At 61.7% G+C, this 16,537-nt stretch carries 19 protein-coding genes; 11 read left to right on the forward strand and 8 right to left on the reverse strand.

Annotation, left to right across the window (positions count from 1 at the left end):
* Window positions 1-225: 225 nt before the first annotated feature.
* Window positions 226-1,173 carry a DUF1186 domain-containing protein gene (locus tag CKO42_RS13490; RefSeq protein ID WP_200244831.1) on the forward strand — a complete coding sequence of 316 codons (948 nt, stop codon included), beginning with the start codon at window positions 226-228 and terminating at the stop codon, window positions 1,171-1,173.
* A 91-nt stretch (window positions 1,174-1,264) separates the two neighbouring features.
* Here the strand turns inward: CKO42_RS13490 and CKO42_RS13495 are convergent, their stop codons facing one another.
* Complete coding sequence (locus CKO42_RS13495) at window positions 1,265-2,059, reverse strand: Fic family protein (protein WP_242479376.1); 795 nt, start codon at window positions 2,057-2,059, stop codon at window positions 1,265-1,267.
* A 126-nt stretch (window positions 2,060-2,185) separates the two neighbouring features.
* The gene (locus tag CKO42_RS13500; RefSeq protein ID WP_200244832.1) at window positions 2,186-2,425 is read right to left on the reverse strand and encodes a CCDC90 family protein; all 240 of its coding nucleotides are present in this window, start codon (window positions 2,423-2,425) and stop codon (window positions 2,186-2,188) included.
* A gap of 526 nt (window positions 2,426-2,951) precedes the next feature.
* Between CKO42_RS13500 and CKO42_RS13505 the strand changes: the two genes are divergently transcribed.
* The 3 genes from CKO42_RS13505 to CKO42_RS13515 all read left to right on the forward strand — a co-directional run bounded on the left by CKO42_RS13505 (window position 2,952) and on the right by CKO42_RS13515 (window position 4,113).
* The gene (locus CKO42_RS13505; protein WP_200244833.1) at window positions 2,952-3,239 is read left to right on the forward strand and encodes a type II toxin-antitoxin system Phd/YefM family antitoxin; all 288 of its coding nucleotides are present in this window, start codon (window positions 2,952-2,954) and stop codon (window positions 3,237-3,239) included.
* On the forward strand, window positions 3,236-3,667 hold the full coding sequence (locus tag CKO42_RS13510) for a PIN domain-containing protein (protein ID WP_200244834.1): 432 nt from the start codon (window positions 3,236-3,238) through the stop codon (window positions 3,665-3,667). The genes CKO42_RS13505 and CKO42_RS13510 overlap by 4 nt, the downstream gene beginning before the upstream one ends.
* An 86-nt stretch (window positions 3,668-3,753) precedes the next feature.
* Window positions 3,754-4,113, forward strand: coding sequence for an HVO_A0114 family putative DNA-binding protein (locus CKO42_RS13515; protein ID WP_200244836.1), 360 nt, complete (start codon window positions 3,754-3,756; stop codon window positions 4,111-4,113).
* Window positions 4,114-4,408: 295 nt separating this feature from the next.
* Here the strand turns inward: CKO42_RS13515 and CKO42_RS13520 are convergent, their stop codons facing one another.
* The 5 genes from CKO42_RS13520 to mfd form a co-directional block, all read right to left on the reverse strand.
* Window positions 4,409-4,828: a type II toxin-antitoxin system VapC family toxin gene (locus CKO42_RS13520; protein ID WP_200244839.1), complete on the reverse strand. Its 420-nt coding sequence runs from the start codon at window positions 4,826-4,828 to the stop codon at window positions 4,409-4,411.
* 12 nt (window positions 4,829-4,840) lie between these two features.
* Window positions 4,841-5,074 (reverse strand): FitA-like ribbon-helix-helix domain-containing protein, encoded by a 234-nt coding sequence (locus CKO42_RS13525; protein WP_200244840.1) that lies wholly within the window; start codon window positions 5,072-5,074, stop codon window positions 4,841-4,843.
* Window positions 5,075-5,092: 18 nt separating this feature from the next.
* Window positions 5,093-5,188: a hypothetical protein gene (locus CKO42_RS28725; RefSeq protein WP_476737471.1), complete on the reverse strand. Its 96-nt coding sequence runs from the start codon at window positions 5,186-5,188 to the stop codon at window positions 5,093-5,095.
* The gene (locus CKO42_RS27960; RefSeq protein WP_274608918.1) at window positions 5,149-5,271 is read right to left on the reverse strand and encodes a hypothetical protein; all 123 of its coding nucleotides are present in this window, start codon (window positions 5,269-5,271) and stop codon (window positions 5,149-5,151) included. Before CKO42_RS27960 ends, CKO42_RS28725 begins: the two co-directional genes overlap by 40 nt.
* Window positions 5,272-5,372: 101 nt before the next feature.
* Window positions 5,373-9,026: a transcription-repair coupling factor gene (gene mfd / locus CKO42_RS13530; protein WP_200244841.1), complete on the reverse strand. Its 3,654-nt coding sequence runs from the start codon at window positions 9,024-9,026 to the stop codon at window positions 5,373-5,375.
* A 266-nt stretch (window positions 9,027-9,292) separates the two neighbouring features.
* Here mfd and CKO42_RS13535 point away from each other — a divergent pair, with 266 nt between their 5' ends.
* From CKO42_RS13535 to CKO42_RS13565, 7 genes are all read left to right on the forward strand, one after another.
* Window positions 9,293-9,748, forward strand: a complete 456-nt coding sequence (locus CKO42_RS13535; RefSeq protein WP_200244842.1) for a hypothetical protein — start codon at window positions 9,293-9,295, stop codon at window positions 9,746-9,748.
* Between the two features lie 176 nt (window positions 9,749-9,924).
* Complete coding sequence (pstS, locus tag CKO42_RS13540; protein ID WP_200244846.1) at window positions 9,925-10,992, forward strand: phosphate ABC transporter substrate-binding protein PstS; 1,068 nt, start codon at window positions 9,925-9,927, stop codon at window positions 10,990-10,992.
* 182 nt (window positions 10,993-11,174) lie between these two features.
* Window positions 11,175-12,143, forward strand: coding sequence for a phosphate ABC transporter permease subunit PstC (gene pstC, locus CKO42_RS13545; RefSeq protein ID WP_200244847.1), 969 nt, complete (start codon window positions 11,175-11,177; stop codon window positions 12,141-12,143).
* A 3-nt stretch (window positions 12,144-12,146) separates the two neighbouring features.
* Window positions 12,147-13,055 carry a phosphate ABC transporter permease PstA gene (gene pstA / locus CKO42_RS13550; RefSeq protein ID WP_200244848.1) on the forward strand — a complete coding sequence of 303 codons (909 nt, stop codon included), beginning with the start codon at window positions 12,147-12,149 and terminating at the stop codon, window positions 13,053-13,055.
* A gap of 25 nt (window positions 13,056-13,080) precedes the next feature.
* Window positions 13,081-13,911: a phosphate ABC transporter ATP-binding protein PstB gene (gene pstB / locus CKO42_RS13555; protein ID WP_200244850.1), complete on the forward strand. Its 831-nt coding sequence runs from the start codon at window positions 13,081-13,083 to the stop codon at window positions 13,909-13,911.
* 121 nt (window positions 13,912-14,032) lie between these two features.
* Entirely contained in the window at window positions 14,033-14,695 is a 663-nt protein-coding gene (locus CKO42_RS13560; RefSeq protein ID WP_200244851.1) for a hypothetical protein, read from the forward strand.
* Window positions 14,685-16,217, forward strand: a complete 1,533-nt coding sequence (locus CKO42_RS13565; RefSeq protein ID WP_200244853.1) for a DUF3422 family protein — start codon at window positions 14,685-14,687, stop codon at window positions 16,215-16,217. The genes CKO42_RS13560 and CKO42_RS13565 overlap by 11 nt, the downstream gene beginning before the upstream one ends.
* On the opposite strand, the gene CKO42_RS13570 is transcribed toward CKO42_RS13565, so the two are convergent.
* Entirely contained in the window at window positions 16,214-16,456 is a 243-nt protein-coding gene (locus tag CKO42_RS13570) for a hypothetical protein (RefSeq protein ID WP_200244855.1), read from the reverse strand. The genes CKO42_RS13565 and CKO42_RS13570 overlap by 4 nt on opposite strands.
* Window positions 16,457-16,537 lie beyond the last annotated feature (81 nt).

Below are 16,537 nucleotides of genomic sequence, written 5' to 3' on the forward strand. Positions count from 1 at the left end.
CGCGAATCAGCAAACAGACCTGATGAGTCTAGCCTTGAAGCCGGTCTGCCTTTGCAAGCCGTTGCATAGTGGATGAGGGCCGATCGCCGATCGCTATGGCGTCAAGTAGATGCACAGCGACTAAGAAACTGTCCATCAACTGCTTCCCGATTTGAGGGCCCAGGGAGGGCGATTATCGGGAAGTAGAAAATGGGCAGCCACTAAGCACAGGACTCGGAGAGAGCATTGGATATCGACGACATCAAACAGCAACTTGAATTTGTGACACCACGATTTCCGCGCGACGCCGTGCGCGCCGCGATCGCGCAGCGCGAGGCCATCACGCCCTGGCTATTGGAGCAACTGGCGCAGTGCGCCGATGACCCGCTGGCCCTGGCCGATGAGCCGACGCGGATGACGCACTTCTATGCCATGTATCTCTTGGCACAGTTTCGCGAGCCGGCTGCCTATCCGCTGCTGATCAAACTGTTTTCGACCCCGGGCGAGATCAGCCTGGAGATCACCGGCGATTTGGTGACCGACGATCTCTGCGGCATCCTCGCCTCGGTCTGCGCTGGTGATCTTGAGCCGATCAAAGGGCTGATCGAGACGCCGACGGTCAACGAGTATGTGCGTGGGGCCGCTTTGAGGACGCTACCGATTCTGGTTTGCGAAGGCCAACTCGCGCGTGACGAGGCGGTTGCCTATTTGGCGACCCTGTTTCGCGGCAAACTCGGGCGTGAGTACGATCATCCGTTCTGGACCAGCCTGGTCCTGGTGGCTTATGAACTCTACCCAGAGGAGCTGATCGAGGATATCGAGCAGGCCTATGAGGATGAGCTGATTGATACCTGGTTCATCGGCCTGCACGATTTCAAACAGCACTTGGCAAGAGGCAAGGAGGCGGCCTTGGAGGAGACCCGGCAGCGCGAGCCTGGCCTGATCGATGACACTGTGGCGGAGATGGAGCACTGGCTTTGCTTTGAGCTCGATGCCGCGGAGCGGGAGGCTGAGCGATTCCCAGGCCGGCACAAGGCGCAGCAAAAGGCGCTGCAGGAGCGAGCATCGCTTAGGGCTGCGGCGCCGCCCCAGCCGGCCAGGCCGTCATCGCCCGCCAAGAGCGTCAAGGTCGGACGCAATGATCCCTGTCCCTGCGGCAGTGGTAAGAAGTACAAGAAGTGTTGCCTGTCTTGATCTGGCACCAAAACACCGAGGTGGCCTGGATGTCCAATGGTTGACCTGCATCGATCTTGCTCATCAGCGGGCGCTCCATTGTCGAGTTGGGTCAGTTCAAGTGCGGCTCCTGGACTTCAGTAAACTGCGTTAACCACCAGGCTGCACTTGTGCTAAATCGGGAGCATAGCTCTGGTAACGCCTTGTTTTTATCGCGATGCGCTATTTTCGTCCAGGTTTTTACTTGTGTTAAAGCGGTGTAGTGCTCTTCCAGCGACAGAAATCCGCGCATCTCATAGCCGCTGCGCCATAGTTCGAAGGTTGCGAGTGCGCGGGCGGTGCGGCCGTTGCCGTCCGGGAAGGGATGGATGCTCACGAAGCGATGAGCCAGCAGGCCGGCGTGCACGGGGCCGGGCAGCATTGCCGCGCGCTCGCCCTGCCACCAGGCGACCAGATCGGCCATGTAATCGGGCACCTCTGCCGGCTTGGGCGGTGCGTAGTCGATGCGACGGGTTGCGCTGTCCACCACCGGACATTCGTCGACGCGGTAGTCACTGCGCCGTCGCCGTCGGCCCAGACCATGCACCAGGATGATGCTGTGCAGCTCGCGGATCAGCTCCTCCGACGGCAGGCGCTCGGCCTCGATCTGCTCCTCGAGCCATTCCAGGGCACGCCAGTAGTTGCGAACTTCCTGCTGCATCTCGGTCTGGGTGCGGTCCAAGACGATCACCGCCCGACCGATCTCCTCCGAGCCCAGGGTATTGCCCTCGATGCGGGTGGAATGTCGCGTGGCGCGCTGCCGAGCCCGACTTCCAGTTCGATCAGCGCGTCTCCTGCGGTTACGATTGTAGCCTCCCGCGCCTAAACGACTCGGATTCGACTTCGGCTGGATGAGGAAGATGCCCAATCAGACCAACACAGCTCGTCGGTGATCGACTTCGTCGCAGCCCACTCCCTGGACGCACTCCACGTGAGCACCGTCACCTTCGCCGAGATTCGCTACGGCATCGATGACTCTTGACGGGTGCTGGAATCAGAGTAGTGCCTTTATGATCAGCGAGACGATTCCCGCCAGCACGGCGCCCATCATCCACTTCAACAGTGTCAGATCGGTGCGGATTGACGCCAAGGCTTGCTCTAGGTTGGCTTTCGTGACGAGTTCATCCTGCGCTGTCCCGATGGCGCGCACGACCGCTTCTGCCTGCTCGGGCGCAAAGCCTGCAGTCTTGAGTTTGTCCACCAATTCCAGGGTATCGAAGGTGACTGTCGCCATGATTGTTCTCAGGTGTTGAAAGAATCCAAACCCTGTCGTGGATGACGATGAAGTGGTCGATTTGGCAGGACCAATACTGCAATCCGAGCCTGGCGGGAAGTATAGATCAGTCCGTTCCAACAGTAACATCTGAGGTGACCGTCTATGCCACGCAGTGCAGAAAGCCCGGACCAACAGTAGATTCCGGTTACCCCTTTTTGAACGTGACCGAAGGCTGCAGCAGCTTGGCGTTGGCTGCCGGCCTGCTGGACCTCGGCCAGCATCTGCGTGGGCGCGACCGGGTTGGTCTCGCTCCATTCCAGATAGGCCTCGGGCGGTGCGCCAAGGGTGCCAGCACGGGCCTAGAAGAAATCGCTGGCGATCAACAGCTGATTGGTGCGGAACAGGCGCTCGACGCCCGCATGGTCCAATCAGACCAACACAGCTCGTCTATGATCATGAATCGGATCGAAGGCTGCATTGGCTTGCGGAGAGGGGGAGTAGCGACTAAGATCTAGTCAAGCTGACTAGATTTTCGATCTTAACCATGAATGAAACGCCTTCCGAAATTGCCAGACGCCCCCGCGAGTGGAAGCTCCAAGACGCCAAAGCCCGTTTCAGCGAGTTGGTCCGTCTTGCCGGCGAGGCCGGGCCCCAGCATGTCACTGTTAACGGCAAGGAAAAGGCCGTGCTCTTGTCCGCCAAGGACTACCGGCGCCTGCGCAGCGAGCCCATGGGAGATGCCTTGGTCCGATTGCTCGCTGAGGCCGACCTCGACGATATCGAATTCGACCACATCAAGGCCCCTGGTCCAGTCCGCGACATCGAGCTGTGAGCGGCTGGCTGCTTGACACCAACGTCCTATCGGAGCTGCGGCGTCAGCGGCCAACGCCGTCGGTGATCGACTTCGTCGCAGCCCAGTCCCTGCACGCACTCCACGTGAGCACCCTCACCTTCGCCGAGATTCGCTATGGCATTGAATTACTCGGCGACGCGACGCGTCGCGCTGCATTGATCCATTGGCTCGACCATCGGCTGCGACCAATGTTTGAAGGTCGTATCCTGCCTTTGTGCGAGGACACCCTGCTGCAATGGCGTCTGACGATCGAAGCCGGCCGAAAGCGCGGCCACACCTTCAGTCATCCCGACGTACTGATCGCGGCGAGCGCGGCGCGGCATGGACTCACCGTGGTGACCAGGGATACGGATGACTTCGTCGCGGCCGGGGTTGCGGTGTTCAATCCGTGGTGCGAGTCCGCTTGACGCAAGCAGATCAGCTTCTGAATCAGATGGCTAGGAACGCGAGATGGCCAGGAACGCGCGCCGATATCGCTCGTTGGGGGTAGCCGATGAAAGCCATTATCGAAGTTGGCCACCGTGGCTCGATCTTTGATGCCGTTTCCAGCCAGGTGGCCGAAAGCCGAGCGGGCCGGCCGGTCGATTATCGGCTCAGCTTCGAATCGACGCAGACGCTGTTCGCCGAGGTGACACCCGAGCGACTGGAACTTCTCGATCACCTGCGGCGTATCGGTCCTTGTCGTGCGGAGGAGTTGGCGGACCAACTGCCGGCCTCAAGCGATCCCACTGTGTTTACACACCATTTGGAGAGACTCGAGACCCTTGGTCTGCTGGAGCGTCACGAGGATGGAACGCTATTTGTGCCTTTTGCTTCGATTGAGATCATCCTGCAGTTGGCGAGGGTGGCTTAGCTGTTGGGGGCTTGCAACTGATGAACGCCCGCGTACAGCATAGCGCCCATCATCCACTTCAAAAGTGTCAAATCGGTGCGGATTGGCGCCCGGGCTTGCTCGATGTCGGCTTTCATCACGCGCTCATCCCCCCCATCAACTGCCTAACCAGGGTCGACCGCCAGTTATCGCCGTTCGCCATAGATGATCGCGCAAGCCGCCCTGGTTGGGTAGGCAAAGCTCGCAGAGCCCGGAGACCGGATCGCAGAGGTCGCTGTCGAGCAGAAGGACGATGAGCATCCATCCGGCCGAACGCTCAGGAGGAGAACGGATTCAGGAGCTTGACGCGGGTCAAAGTGAAATCGTCGGTGTTGCGGGTGACCAAGGTCAGGTCACTTATCAGCGCCGTCGCAGCGATCTGCTTGTCGAGTGCGTTCTCGGGGTGAGGGACGCGCAGTCGTCCCCACAGCAACGCCTCCGCGCGGCCAAAATCCAGAATTCGGTTCGCGTAGTCATCCATCACCGAATTGAGCCAGCGTTCAAGCCGCTCCGCCTGCGATCTATCTCCCCGATGCCGCAACAGATCAACTCCACGCCTTAGCTCACCAAGGGTGACGACGCTGAGGTAGACGCGGGCATGATCGGCATCCAGAGTTCGGACTAATTCCACGACTCCGGCATTGGCCCGCTTCCCCTTGCGCAGCTCGCTGACAACATTGGTATCGAACAAATACATCCTGGTTTCGGTTCAGTCGAAGACCGGCGGCGTGGCCTCGTCTTGCCTGCGTGCAAAGTCCTCGTCGTGCCCCACGTCCGGCATGTCTGCGAGCACTTGCAGAAAGCTGCGACGCTTCGGGCGCAGCAGGGCTTCCTCCAAAATGCGCCGGTGCTCCGCTTCGGCGCTCACTCCATGAGCACTCGCACGCTCCTTAAGCGCCTGGCTGATGTCAGCATCGACATTGCGTACCAATAGATTGGCCATCACATCTTTAATCTAGGCTCACTTGGTGGTTAGCATGATAGCATTGATAGCGCATCTTCCGATACGCTCGTCGATCAAGAGCAGCTTGGCGTTGCGCGCAAGCGCGAGTCGAATGGCTGCTGCTTCACCCAGATCAAGTCGTTCCAGCCCAGGCGTTGCTGCTGCAGCGGATCGGGAATGTTGAGGGTTAAGGTCATGTCGGTCGCCTGATCTCGATGCTGTCGCTGGTCGTGGATAGGGTCGTTCTGACGACTTCTCCAACACAAGTCTTCGGTCGATGTTCAGATAAGATCGCCCGTTACCCGGTCAACCGCGCCACCACCGTACTGACCTGATCCACCCGCTTGGCCGGATCAGTCATCTCCATCGTGAACCGCAGCGCCCCCGCAGCCTGATCCAGCTTGAAGTCCTTGGGCCGTGATTGCACCAGCTGGATCAACTTCATGTGATCGATATTCGGCTGCTCGCCGAAGACGATGCGCCCGCCCTTAGGGCCGGCCTCGATCTTCTTGATGCCATAAGGCTGGACCTTGAGCTTCAGCTCCGTGACCGCGAACAGGGTCTTGGTGGGCTCAGGCAGTAGGCCGAAGCGGTCGATCATCTCGACTTGCAGATCTTTCAGCTCGGCACGGTCGGCGGCGCTGGCGATGCGCTTGTAGGTGACTAGCCGGGTGTGGACATCGGGCAGGTAGTCGTCCGGCAGCAGGGCAGGGAGGCCGAGATCGATCTCGGCGCCGTGGTCGAGCGGGCGGTCCAGCTCCGGGGTCTTGCCGGATTTGAGCGCCTCGACCGCGCGCTCGAGCAGGTCCATGTAGAGGGTGAAGCCGATTTCGTGGATCTGGCCGGATTGCTCCTCGCCGAGCAGCTCACCCGCCCCGCGGATCTCCAGATCATGGGTGGCCAGCGTGAAACCGGCGCCCAGGTCTTCCAGGGACTCGATCGCCTCCAGCCGCTTCTTCGCATCGGCGGTCATGCTCTTCGGCGGCGGGGTGATCAGATAGGCATAGGCGCGATGGTGCGAGCGGCCGACCCGTCCGCGCAGCTGGTGCAACTGCGCTAAGCCGAGCTTGTCGGCGCGGTGGATGACAATGGTGTTGGCACTCGGCACGTCGATGCCGGATTCAATGATCGTCGTGCAGACCAGCAGGTTGAAGCGCCTATGGTAGAAGTCGCGCATGACCCGCTCGAGTTCCTTCTCGCGCATCTGACCGTGGGCGACCTCGACCCGCGCCTCGGGCACCAATGCTTCCAGTTTCTGCGCCATATTCTCGATGGTCTCGACCTCGTTGTGCAGGAAGTAGACCTGGCCGCCGCGGTTGATCTCACGCTGGCAGGCCTCGCGGATCAGCGCATCGTTCCAAGTGGAGACGAAGGTCTTGATCGGATGGCGCTCGACCGGTGGGGTGGCGATGATGCTGAGATCGCGCATCCCGGCCATCGCCATGTTGAGCGTGCGCGGGATCGGTGTCGCGGTGAGGGTGAGCACGTCGACCTCGGCGCGCAGGCTCTTCAGCTGCTCCTTGTGGCGGACGCCAAAGCGGTGCTCCTCGTCGATGATCGCGAGTCCTAAGTTCTTGAACTTGACCGACGGCTGCAACAGCTTGTGGGTGCCGACGACGATATCGATGGTGCCAGCGGCGAGTCCATCCATGATCGTCTTGACCTCCTTGGTGCTCTTGAAGCGCGACAGGCTCTCGACCTTGATCGGCCAGTCGGCGAAGCGATCGGAGAGGTTCTGAAAGTGCTGCTGGGCGAGCAGGGTGGTCGGTACCAGCAGCGCGACCTGCTTGCCGGCGTTGACAGCAACGAAGGCGGCGCGCATCGCGACCTCGGTCTTGCCGAAACCGACATCGCCGCAGACCACCCGGTCCATCGGCTTGGGGTCGGCCATGTCGGTGAGGATGGCCTCGATGGCGCGTTGCTGGTCGGGGGTTTCCTCGAAGGCGAAGGCGGTGGCGAAAGCGTCGTACTCCGGCCCTGGGGTCGGGAAGGAAACGCCTTGGCGCGCGGCGCGGCGGGCGTAGATGTCGAGCAGCTCGGCGGCGACGTCGCGCACCTTTTCGGCCGCCTTGCGCTTGGCGCGCTCCCATTGATCGCTGCCAAGCCGATGCAGCGGCGCATGCTCGGGCTCGGCGCCGGTGTAGCGCGAGATCAGGTGCAGCGAGCTGACCGGCACATAGAGTTTGTCGCCCTTGGCGTATTCGAGGGCGAGGAATTCGGCTGCGGTGCCCCCGACAGCGATCGTCTGCAGACCGAGGAAGCGGCCAACGCCGTGCTCCTCATGCACCACCGGGGCGCCAGCGACCAGCTCGGTGAGGTTGCGCACCACCGCCTCGCCATCGCGCTCGCGACGCTTGCGCCGGCGCTCCTGACGCACGCGCTCGCCATAGAGCTGGGTCTCGGTGAGCAGGACGAGCGCAGGCTGCTGGGGGCCTAGATCGGGATCTTGCTTGGAGTCTTGCTCGGCGCTGGCGGGGGGCATGCCTGGCAGCAGCAGCGGCTCTTCGAGCGGGGCAACGGTGACGGCAAGCGACGCTGTGCCACTGAGGAAGTCGCGCCAGTCGTCGACCGCGGTTGGCTGGATGCCAAAGCCACGCAGGTTGTCGATCAGCATCTCGCGCCGGCCCGTGCTCTCGGCGACGAAGAGGATACGGCGCTCGGCAGCATCCTGGACAAAGGCCTTCAGCGCCGCAGCCGGATCAGCAGCGCGGGCCTGAATCGCCAGCGCTGGCGGTCGCCCGGTGGCAAAGTTGTGCACTTGCGCAAAGCCCTTGCGTCGCTCGGCCCATTCGGCACTCTGCCAGCGCACGCCGGGCAGCGCATTGAGCTGGCCAGCAAGCTCGTCCGGACTCAGATAGAGTCGCTGAGGGGGCAGCAGCGGCCGCTCGATATCGTGGCGGCGCTGCTCGTAGCGGGTGCCGATATCCTCAAAACGGGCTTCGGCCGCCTCGCGCGCGCCTTCTGGCTCGAACAGTAGCGCGCCCGTGGGCAGATAGTCGAACAGGGTCGCGGTCTGTTCGAAGAACAGCGGCAAGTAGTATTCGAGCCCGCCCGGCGCCCGGCCCTCGGAGACCTCGCGGTAGATCAGGCTGGCCTTGGGGTCGGCGTCGATGCTGGCACGCCAGCGTTGGCGGAAGCCGGCGATCGCCTCCTCGGTGAACGGATACTCGCGCGCCGGCAGCAGGCGCACCTGCTCGAGCTTGGCGATCGAGCGCTGGCTGTCTGGATCGAAGGTGCGGATCGACTCGACCTCGTCGTCGAAGAGATCGATACGCAGTGGCTCTCGGCTGCCCATCGGGAAGATGTCGAGCAGCGCGCCACGCACCGCGAATTCGCCATGGGTGATGACCTGCGAGACGTACTGATAACCAGCTCGGGTGAGGCGCTCGCGGGTACGATCGAGATCCAGCCGATCACCGGCCGCTAACACCAGCGACTGGCCGTCGACGAAGTCCGGTGGCGGCAGGCGTTGCATCAGCGTCGCGACCGGTACCACGAGCACTCCACGTTTGAGCTGCGGCAGTCGGTGCAGGGTCAGCAGCCGTTCCGAGACCAGCTCCGGCAGTGGTGAGAAGACGTCATAAGGCAGCGTCTCCCAATCTGGAAAGCTGAGCACTGGCACGGCTTGGCCGCGAGCCCGCTCGGCACTCGGCTTGCCGGCGTTAGCGCCCGTGCCGGCGTTTGCCAACGCATTGTTTGCGCTGATGTCGTGTTCATCGAGGAAGAAGCGCAGCGCCTCGCTGAGCTGAACCGCCGCCGGCATATCCGCGACCACGCAGAGCAGCGGAGCCCGTGCTTTGCGGGCGGCTTCGGCAATGGCCAGCGCTGAAGCAGCGCCATAGAGTTTCCCCCACAACAGCCGTTCGCCTTGGCGCTGCGGCAAGGGCGGTGCGAGCGGCGATGGCGCTCGCGCATCCTCGGTTAGAGCATCTGTGAGGCCATCTGGAGGCATGGCGGTGAGCGCCGAGGGCGCATCCGAGGAAGAGGCGGTCAGGTTTTGGGACACAGCGACAAGGAAGAGCAGAACAGCAGACTGATAAGGTGAGAACCGAATCTTCGCACAGCACACCTCTGGGTGCAGCAATGCCTGGTGGAACAGCGGCTGCAACCTTCACCGGGATGCTGGCATCATGCTAGCCAGAAAGCCAGTCGCCAGTCGCCAGTCGCCATTCGCCATTCGCCATAGCCACCCTCTCGTCAGCCTTGGAGACCGCATCGATGAAGCAGCCAACCAACCTTGCCGGCAAGATCGCTCACCTGAAGACCCTGCTGGTGAATGCCGAGGAATTTTCCGAGCCGATGACCTACTTCTTTGATGCCCTGGTCGATGACCCAGCCTTTCTTGCCAAGGGCAAGAAGCTCAGGGACGAGCAGATCGAGTCACGCTTCTACGGGGTGCTGGAGGTTCTCCGACAGCGCATGGCGCCAGACACCGAGATCAAGCCGCGCACCATGACCTTGGCCGGACTCAAACAGTACGGGTTTGCCCATGGCGGCTTTACCTTCGGACATCTGCTCGGCGTGACCTTCTACTTTCGCGATCTCGATATGGGGCTCTGCGCGTTAACGGCCATGGACGGCTCCTCCATGACCCTGTTTTCACGCTTTTCGGTCTATGATCAGGTCGACCCGTCGAAGAATTTTCAGGTCGACCGCCCTGGGCGTCGCCATTGACACCGCCGCCGTGCCAGTCGGCAAACCTCCCAGTCGGGGAAACCTCAAGGCGGTCTCGTCTGGCATCGGTTGGTCACGAAAAATTCACAGAATGGCAGTATGCGGTCGTCACAATAGCGCTGGCCTGAGTTTGGGCCACCCTTCTACGCACCATGATCTTTAGGAGTTCTCCCGCCATGACGCTTCTGCATGCACTGAAGACAGCGGCACTTGCCGGCTGTCTCTCGACGTTCGCCTTCTCTGCGGCGGTCAGCGCCGACACCACCGTGAATGGCTCCGGCGCCAGCTTTCCGTTCCCGCTCTATGCCAAGTGGGCGAAGGACTTCAGCAAACAGAACAAGGGCGTGCGCGTCCAGTACCAGGCGGTCGGTAGTGGTGCAGGCATTCAGGCGTTTATTGCCGAAACCGTCGATTTCGCGGCCAGCGATGCCGCCATGAACGACGACGAGATCAGCAAGGTGCCGACGGATAAAGGCGTGGTCCTGCTGCCGATGACCGCCGGTGAGGTCGTCCTTTCGTACAATCTGCCCGGCAACCCGGAGCTGAAGCTGCCGCGGGATGTGTTCATCGATATCTTCACCGGCAAGCTCGACAATTGGTCGGATGAGCGCATTGCCAAGGCGAATCCGGACGTGGAGTTGCCCGATGACAAGATCACTGTCGTGCGTCGCTCTGACTCTTCAGGCACCACCTATGTCTTTACGGGTCACCTCGCCGCCATTAGCGATGAGTTCAAGAGCCAGGTCGGTCACGGCAAGAGCGTGAACTGGCCAAAGAGCTTTGTCGGCGCGCCGAAGAACGACGGCGTGACGGCGATGATCAAGCAGACGCCAGGTGCGATCGGATACATCGAGTACGGTTATGCCGAGGCGACGAAGCAGCCGATGGCGATCTTGCAGAACAAGGCCGGCAATTTCGTCAAGCCGGGCGAGGAGACTGGAGCAGCGGCACTGGCGAGCGCCGAGTTCCCGACAACTGATCTGCCGGGATATCCGGGTACGCCTGATCTGCGCGTTTGGGTTGAAGATCCGGCGGGTGAGCAGGCCTATCCTATCGCGACCTTCACCTGGATGCTGATGTATCAGAACCAGGATCAAGAGAATGCCAAGGTGCTGCGTGACTTCATCGAGTATGGCCTGACCGAAGGCCAAAAGGACGCCACCAAGATGGGCTTCATTCCGCTGCCGGAGAACGTCAAGGCCAAGGTTGAAGAGGCTATGAAGCTGGTCGGCAGCAGCAAATAACGCTGCGGCTGAAGCCTGACTGAGGCAAAGCTGGGGTCGGTGCGATCGGAGGTCGCGCCGTTCACCGGCAGCTTGTTGGCCTGATCCTTATCGATTCCTTGACGCTTCCTTATCGCTTCCTTGTCGCTTCCCTATCGCTCAGCTTCGCCAGCGTTGGCGATCTCAAGAACGGCGCACTTGCTATGGCTTCCAATCCTTTCGCTCATGTTGTCACCAAGGTCAGCGGGCCGCCCTCGGCTGTCGACTACGGAGCGGACAAACTGCTCCGAGGGGTGGTTTGGGGCGCGGCCGCGGTCATCCTGCTGCTGGTGGCCTACATCGTCTTCGAGCTCGGTCGCCAGGCCTTTCCGGCGATGCTCGAGTTTGGCCCCGAATTCATTTACAGCACCACCTGGGATGTCCAGGCCAAGCAATTTGGCATCCTGCCCGAGATCTGGGGCACGCTCTATAGCTCACTCTTGGCCTTGCTGCTCGGTGGCATCTTGGGCGTGGCGATCGCCATCTTTCTGACCCAAGATTTTCTTGACCATCGCGTCTCCAATGTCTTTCGCACCATCGTCGAGATGCTGGCCGCGATCCCCTCGGTGGTCTATGGCCTCTGGGGCATCTACGTGCTGATTCCGCTGATTCGGCCTGGGGCCAATTGGCTGCACGACACGCTCGGCTGGTTCCCGTTCTTCGGCACCTCGCTGAGCGGCCCTGGCATGGCGCCGGCCGCGCTGGTACTCGCGGTGATGATCCTGCCGACCGTGGCGGCGATCTCGGTCGATGCCTTCAAGCGCGTGCCCTATAAGGTCAAGGAAGCCGCTTATGGCATGGGCACCACGCGTTGGGAGGCGATCCTGAAGGTGATGCTGCCGAGCGCTTCGAGCGGCATCCTTGCGGCGCTGGTGCTTGGCTTCGGGCGCGCGCTTGGCGAGACCATGGCGCTGGCCATGCTGATCGGTAACTCCAACCAGATCAGCCTGTCATTGTTCGCGCCGGCCAACACATTGGCATCGCTGCTCGCCTCCAGCTTCCCGGAGGCAGGGCCGATTGAGGTGCAGGCGCTGATGTATGCGGCCATCGCGCTGCTCGCTATCACGCTGCTGGTGAACATCTTCGGCCTCTGGATCATGAAGGCCGCAACGCGCAAGTTTGAGGGGAGATAGGCCATGACCGGTAACATTAGCCAAGCGATCCTCGAGCAGGATCTCGCGTCGATGCCGCAGCTCAAGGGCTCGGTGCTCGAGGGCCGTGGCCTCAAGAGCCGCATCTATACTGGCATCACCTGGTTGCTTGCCATCCTGGCCGCGTTTCCCTTGTTCTCGGTGCTCTACATGCTGATCGCCAAGGGTGGCGCCCGCATCAACTGGGAGACCCTGACCGAGCTGCCACCGTCGGCATTCGAGGTCGGCGGCGGTATCGGCCCGGCGATCGTCGGTACCGGCGTGATGGTTGGCATCGGCGCTGCCATCAGCATCCCGATCGGTATTCTCGCCGCTATCTACCTGGCTGAGATCGACCCGCATACCAAGTTGGCGCATACCGCGCGATTCCTAGCCAAGGTACTAACCGGCTTTCCGTCGATCCTCGCCGGTGTCTTTGTCTATGCGGCCCTGGTGGTGGCGATGAAGAGCTATTCGGCCTGGGCCGGTGGTATCGCGCTGGCGGTGCTGATGCTACCAACGGTGATCCTGACCGCCGAGGAGGCGCTGAAGCAGGTGCCGCAGAAGATGAAGGATGCTGCCTACGGTATGGGTTGCACCCGAGCGCAGGTCATCAGCAAGGTGACCTTACCGACCGGTATTCCGGGCGTGATGACCGGTGTGCTCCTGGCGGTGGCCGGTGCTGCAGGCGAGTCGGCCCCGCTGCTCTTTACCGCCTTGTTCAGTACCTATTTCATCAATGGTTGGGAAGGATTGAGTGAGCCTACCTCGTCGCTGTCGATCTTGATCTACAACTTCTCGGGCATGCCCTATGACAACCAGATCGAGCTGGCGTGGACGGCCTCGTTGGTGCTGGTGCTGATAATCCTGGTGTTCAACATTCTGGCCCGCGTTCTCGGCCGGCAGAAGTTTTGATTTCGATTGATGAGGTAACTCCGACATGAACGCGATTGCAGAAGCAGAGACCAGCCAGGCTGCGGCCTGGTCGGTCGACCCGAAAGACACGGTGATGGACTGTCGCTTGCAGAAGATCTTCTACGGCGACTTCCTGGCCGTGCGCAACAGCATCGTGCCGATCGAGAAGAACAAGATCACTGGCTTTATCGGGCCGTCTGGCTGCGGCAAGAGTACCGTACTGCGCAGCCTCAACCGGATGAACGATCTGATCCCGATCTTCCGCTTTGAGGGCAGCGTGACCTACCACGGTCAAGACATCTACGATAAGTCAATCGACCCGGTCTTGGTGCGGCGCTATATCGGCATGGTGTTCCAGCAGCCGAACCCCTTCTCGATGAGCATTTACGACAACGTCGCCTTCGGCCTGCGCCTGAATCGTTACAAGGGCAACATGGACGAGCGGGTCGAGAAGGCCTTGCGTAGCGCGGCGCTCTGGACCGAGGTCAAGGACAAGCTGAAGAACAGCGGCCTGTCATTGTCCGGCGGCCAGCAGCAGCGTCTCTGTATTGCGCGTGCCGTGGCCACCGAGCCTGATGTGCTGTTGATGGACGAGCCCTGCTCGGCGCTGGACCCCATCGCGACGCGTCAGGTCGAGGAGCTGATGCTGGAGCTGAAGGAAAACTACTCGGTGGCGCTGGTGACCCATAACATGCAGCAAGCCACGCGTGTCGCCGACACCACGGCCTTCTTCTCGGTCGACATTTCTCAGGGTGGGCGCACCGGCTATCTGGTCGAGATGGGCGAGACGCGCCAGGTCTTCGAGGACCCGCAGGCCCAGCTGACGAAGGAATACGTTTCCGGCGAATTCAGCTGATCGGCAGCGGCTTTGCTCGGCAGCTGTTAGGCACCTCAGCCTCCAATAATGCCACGCTGTGGGAGCCTTCGGCTTCCCTGGCAAGGCAGGGCTTTTGCTTTAGTTTTGCAAATGGATCTCGATGCCGAAGGCGAGACGACTGAATCTTGATGCCATAGAGGCCTCACTGCGCGCTGTGCAGGCGGACTTCGAGCGGATCAACGCGACCCTGGATACGCCGCGTGATCCACTCGGCAACGCCGTCCTCGAGCGCATGCTGCTTGGCTACGAGCTGGTCGATGCCTACCTTGCCGATGGGGTGGATCTATTCGCGACCGGGCACTCGTCGCTGCTGCTTGAACTCAATGTTCGGGTACTCTGTGGGCTCGATGCCGCGCTGCGGCCCGAGTGCAGCTCGCAGCTCGAGGCGACCGAAGAACACTTCTACGCGGCCACCGACGGCGGGGTCGAATCCTTAGTCAACTGGGTGCGAGGTCTTAACGGCGCACCTGCTCGGCGTCGGGCCGCGAGTACCTACATTCATATCTTGAGTCAGCCGCAGTTGTTCATCGAGGGCAACCATCGCACCGGCTCGCTGGTGATGAGCTGGATACTCGCCAACGACGGCAAGCCGCCCTTCGTGCTCTCGGTTGAGAATGCTAAGGCCTACTTCGATCCCTCGGCGCTGGTCAAGAGCTCGCGCAAACATTCGCTGCGGTTGTTGCTAGAACGTCCTAAACTGGTAAAACGATTTGCCGACCTGCTCAAGGAGGACGCGGAGAAGATACACCTTGATGGTCACTAGACTTGACGACGAAAAACGCGACAAGGCCACGCCCATCGTAAGCGTGCTGCCAGAGCCCTATGCGCAGAGCTCTGGCCTGCCCTTTCCGGTGCATCCGCTGCGCGAGCTGGTGACCTCCGAACTGCATGCCCGCACCTTCGATCCGATGCAGGCGCCGGTTCGGGTCGCACATCTTGCCTATCTCTGTGGCGAGCGGGGGAGCGGGCGCCAGCAACAGTATCTGGCGCGATTGCTCTCCCACTTTGGTATTCAGCTGCCACCCAAGGTTGGCCTGCAATTCGCGATCGATCTTGGTGGGCTCTGGCTGCGCTGGGAGCGGCATACCGAATTCGTCACCTACACGCTCAGCCGTCAGGGCCCGTTTGATCAGCCGTTTGGCTCCGACCTACTGGGTGAATTGCCGCAGGTCTGGCTGCGTAATCTTCCCGGCCAGGTGGTCACTGCGGTGCAGCTAGCGCTCGAGTCAGCCGATATGCCCGAGCGCAGCCTCGACGAGTTGGTCACGCTGTTCGGGCATCATCCCGTCGTGGGTGGTCAGGTCGCCGGTGGGGCTGGTTTCGTCTGGTCTGATCTGCGGATTCATGCCGACGGGTTTGGCCATATTCTGCTGCGCGATGTCTGTCTGTCAGATGAGCAGGCGGGTCGGCTGATCAAGCGCGTGCTCGAGATCAATGCCTATCGCGCGATGGCGCTCCTGGGGCTGCCGGCCGCGCGGGAAGCGGCGTTGCTCTTGAGCGATGCGGAGCGGCGCCTGGCAGGCGTGGCCGCGCGCATGGTCGATGGCCAATTGGACGCCGCTGACAGCGATGACGCGAGCCCTGACGAGGGTCTGACGCTGCCCCCAGAGCGCGAGCTGCTGGCCGAACTCACCGCACTGGCGGCTGAGATCGAGTCGGTCGCGGCTGAGACCGCAACCCGGTTTGATGCCTCGCAAGCCTACTATCAGGTGGTGCGACAGCGGCTCGAGCAGCTGCGCGAAGAGCGCATTCAAGGCGTGCAGACGCTGACCGAATTCCTTGATGCGCGTTTGGCGCCGGCGATCGCCACCTGCACCGCAACCGCCCAACGTCAGCAACATCTCGCCGAACGGGCGGCGCGCTTGACTGCGTTGCTGCGCGCTCGAGTCGAGGTTGAGCTGCAGGAGCAAAACCGTGGCCTGTTGGATTCGATGGACCGGCGCGCCAAGCTTCAGCTGCGGTTGCAAGAGACGGTCGAGGGGCTGTCGGTGGTCGCGATCGGCTATTACGGCGTCGGGCTGATCGGTTATCTGCTGAAGGGGTTCGAGGCGAGCGGCTGGCCGTTCAATGCGACACTCGGTATCGGCATTGCGGTACCGCTGGTGGTGGGCACGGCTTGGCTCGGACTCAGGCGTGCAAAACGTCGCTTACATCAGGATGCCGAGCGTTCGCAGGCGAACACAGCACCAGCAGACGGCAGCGGCTCGGCCGACACGCCCACGCGCAAGGGTCACGAACTTGCAAAAGACGATGCTGAGCCGGGTCCGCGTCGGCAAGCGCCTTAGTCAGGCGCTCGTACCTCAAGCTCCGGCCTGAGCGAGCCGATGGCTGTGACCTTCCCCTGACTCCGCCAGGAAATCAGCGCATCGTGGTCGAGATAGAAGGTCCGCCCCGTGATCCGTCCGTGTTGCTTGATGTCGAGGGCTTGCGCCAACTCGCGAGCGGCCGATGAGGAAGGCGATGTACCGATGACGCGAGCGATTGCGTCGCCGTTCTTCTCGACCAGCAAAACGTAGTACTCCATGCGCCCTCCGCAAGTGAATCGCGGTCAGGATTCGGCGTATCGGCCCGGGCTGGGCGGCGACCGGCGAAGCATGGTGTCGCA

Source organism: Lamprobacter modestohalophilus (assembly GCF_016583905.1).
Lineage (GTDB): Bacteria > Pseudomonadota > Gammaproteobacteria > Chromatiales > Chromatiaceae > Lamprobacter > Lamprobacter modestohalophilus.

Coding starts and splice junctions, on each gene's coding strand:
- pstC (WP_200244847.1), top strand. CDS start 11,175: ATGGCTTCCAATCCTTTCGCTCATGTTGTCACCAAGGTCAGCGGGCCG.
- pstB (WP_200244850.1), top strand. CDS start 13,081: ATGAACGCGATTGCAGAAGCAGAGACCAGCCAGGCTGCGGCCTGGTCG.
- pstA (WP_200244848.1), top strand. CDS start 12,147: ATGACCGGTAACATTAGCCAAGCGATCCTCGAGCAGGATCTCGCGTCG.
- CKO42_RS13565 (WP_200244853.1), top strand. CDS start 14,685: ATGGTCACTAGACTTGACGACGAAAAACGCGACAAGGCCACGCCCATC.
- CKO42_RS27960 (WP_274608918.1), bottom strand. CDS start 5,271: ATGACCTTAACCCTCAACATTCCCGATCCGCTGCAGCAGCAACGCCTG.
- CKO42_RS13515 (WP_200244836.1), top strand. CDS start 3,754: ATGAAAGCCATTATCGAAGTTGGCCACCGTGGCTCGATCTTTGATGCC.
- CKO42_RS13535 (WP_200244842.1), top strand. CDS start 9,293: ATGAAGCAGCCAACCAACCTTGCCGGCAAGATCGCTCACCTGAAGACC.
- CKO42_RS13560 (WP_200244851.1), top strand. CDS start 14,033: ATGCCGAAGGCGAGACGACTGAATCTTGATGCCATAGAGGCCTCACTG.
- CKO42_RS13570 (WP_200244855.1), bottom strand. CDS start 16,456: ATGGAGTACTACGTTTTGCTGGTCGAGAAGAACGGCGACGCAATCGCT.
- CKO42_RS13505 (WP_200244833.1), top strand. CDS start 2,952: ATGAATGAAACGCCTTCCGAAATTGCCAGACGCCCCCGCGAGTGGAAG.
- mfd (WP_200244841.1), bottom strand. CDS start 9,026: ATGCCTCCAGATGGCCTCACAGATGCTCTAACCGAGGATGCGCGAGCG.
- CKO42_RS13525 (WP_200244840.1), bottom strand. CDS start 5,074: ATGGCCAATCTATTGGTACGCAATGTCGATGCTGACATCAGCCAGGCG.
- CKO42_RS13520 (WP_200244839.1), bottom strand. CDS start 4,828: ATGTATTTGTTCGATACCAATGTTGTCAGCGAGCTGCGCAAGGGGAAG.
- pstS (WP_200244846.1), top strand. CDS start 9,925: ATGACGCTTCTGCATGCACTGAAGACAGCGGCACTTGCCGGCTGTCTC.
- CKO42_RS13500 (WP_200244832.1), bottom strand. CDS start 2,425: ATGGCGACAGTCACCTTCGATACCCTGGAATTGGTGGACAAACTCAAG.